Origin of the sequence: Flavobacterium sp. W20_MBD1_R3 (assembly GCF_052119725.1) — a bacterium.
Classification (GTDB): Bacteria; Bacteroidota; Bacteroidia; order Flavobacteriales; family Flavobacteriaceae; genus Flavobacterium.
In genome coordinates, this window is record NZ_JBGQOR010000027.1 from 1 (window position 1) to 2,221 (window position 2,221).

General features: G+C 35.1%; 3 protein-coding genes. 2 read left to right on the forward strand and 1 reads right to left on the reverse strand.

What is annotated here, in order from left to right:
* The first annotated feature begins 391 nt into the window (after positions 1-391).
* Together ACEN2F_RS14605 and ACEN2F_RS14610 are read left to right on the forward strand one after the other, a co-directional pair.
* Complete coding sequence (locus tag ACEN2F_RS14605; RefSeq protein ID WP_441740521.1) at positions 392-541, forward strand: hypothetical protein; 150 nt, start codon at positions 392-394, stop codon at positions 539-541.
* A gap of 150 nt (positions 542-691) precedes the next feature.
* Positions 692-1,630, forward strand: coding sequence for a hypothetical protein (locus ACEN2F_RS14610; protein ID WP_441740522.1), 939 nt, complete (start codon positions 692-694; stop codon positions 1,628-1,630).
* Between the two features lie 207 nt (positions 1,631-1,837).
* On the opposite strand, the gene ACEN2F_RS14615 is transcribed toward ACEN2F_RS14610, so the two are convergent.
* The coding region (locus ACEN2F_RS14615; protein ID WP_441740524.1) for a transposase at positions 1,838-2,221 on the reverse strand (384 nt) is incomplete at its 5' end.

Sequence of the window (2,221 nt, forward strand, 5' to 3'; positions counted from 1 at the left end):
GTCATACTATTCTATTTTAGTTATCTTCGTAAGATAATCAAATTCTACAATGGTGCTACCGAAGGTTTAGTTCAACATAGGTTTTGCCTCAGTACTTGTATTGGTGTTTTCTGTATTCATAGTCTTGATTTTTTATTATTAGTGTTTAGGTTAATATTATTTTGTACTTTTTTCGTACCGTTGCAAAGCCAAAACGTTATGGTGTATAGCTCGGTTGAAAAGACGCAGACGACATCAATCAGACGTTTTGCATCTGAAAAAATAATAATGAAATAGCTAGCGAGCCGACAGAAATCACGCCCAGAATCTGAGATCGAAATGACGAAGGCAAGCAAATCTGACTCACTTTACAGAAAAACAGAAAACGGAAAATATTTTAAATTTTTTTTCTGTGAGTTTTAATGGAAATACAGAATTGCGACGACAAACAAAAAACAGAAAAGTTACCGATATCGAAACATGGAAAAGTTACCGACATTGGAATGGAAAATTGGAACGGATCAACTTTCATGCTTTTCAAACGTGTCGCTACACACCATAACACACGCTACAAGCGATTTGGGCATTTGGCTTAATTTGAAATTGGTTTTGTATTTGGGAATTTTGGCTAATCCGAAAAATAGCGCTAATTTAGTCCCAAACCGCCTGTAGCGCGGGAACGGTAGGCTCAATTTTAAAATCACAAATTAACATGAATCAAAAATTTGGTCTTTTTACTCCCTATACACTTAAGTTCCATGCAGACTATTATATGGAAAGTAGCAGCAATTTTCTTAAAAGATCTTTCATACTTTTTGACGAAATGGCATATATTACTCCACGAATAAAAGATGAAGGGTATCTAAACAAATTAATTATTGATTCTTCCAAAACAAGGAAAGAGGTATTAACATATTTTAAACCCATCAACGAATTTGTGGATCAGGATTTCATTTCAGAAATAAGTTTTACTATAAGACCAGAATCTAATATGTGGTACGGCCCAAATAGCAAGCATTTTTTTAAATTCATTAAAAGTTATGTAAAGGATAAATTTGATTTTGATCCAGAAAATTATAAAACAAAAAATGAGTTCGAAATCCTGGATTACTACGTAACCGCCCTTTCCGCTGACGTAAACTTTTTATTTCAAATTTCACGAAAAGTACCTGAAATATCGGCACTGTATACAGAACTACATAGAGATGCATACTTCGCTACATATAGCGAAAGAACATCGGTACCCGAAAGGATATTAAAATCGATAACAAATGTGAATTATTTTGATTTTGCTAATTTAACGTGGGCTCAACTCCTCGAACTTAGGCAAAGTCAATTTCTAGAAGATTTTAGAAAAAAAATTTCAGAATGGATTGGGGAATTTGATTTAGCTTCCAATCCGTTGTCTTTCGAACAGAAAATTGATAAGTATATTAAGGAATCTAATTTCGATTTTTTACAGCAAAATCGACCACTTACAAGATTAAACATTCTTTCTGCTATAATAGAAAATGTACCCACTGTTGTTCCAAATCCTCTAGCAGTTTATAATACGCTTTCAAGAACAATGGCAGACTTTGAAACTGAAAAGGAATTTGGATGGCTATTCTTCATTCAAGAAGCTTATCGTAAAAATAAAAACAGCGCCTAACAGCTAGGGATTCGTTGCGTGCGTAGCACGAACAATGAAACCCGGGTTGAACGGAACCGATTGTACGTCCGTTAACCTATGCATTTATCGTAAAAATTTTTGAGAGAATATCAAGAGTCCAGAGGAGCTCTTTTTTTTCAGGTGGTTTAACTATCTGTTTTAAGGTGTTTTAGGTCACTTTTGAACATAAAAACCCTTACCCATAATTTAGTTTTTACAGGAACTTGAACTTTGGCTACCGCCAAGATACCATGCAGGCGGACCACGCTGGTCAAAGACTGCTATTCGGTGTAAATTTCCTGTTTTACAACACGGACATTTAGGCATAAAGACTTTTTTTTCTGCTTTTTCCAAGACTTTCACTTTGAGCTTTTCTTGTAAAAGCTTGAGCTTTTGTCGCTTCCAAGTGCTGCTCAAAAAACCGTAATGCCGGATCTTGACAAAACGTTTGGGCAAAATATGCAACGCAAAACGCCTGATAAATTCTTGATGCCTGAGTGTCATTTGCTTTTTCACACCCGCTACTCGGTAATCCTTATAATCAAAAGTCACGTTTTCATTGTCTATGCTCTTGATTCGATGGTTGCTAAT

Bases quoted from the DNA above. Each gene is read 5' to 3' on its own strand.
- ACEN2F_RS14610 (WP_441740522.1), top strand. From the start codon at position 692: ATGAATCAAAAATTTGGTCTTTTTACTCCCTATACACTTAAGTTCCAT.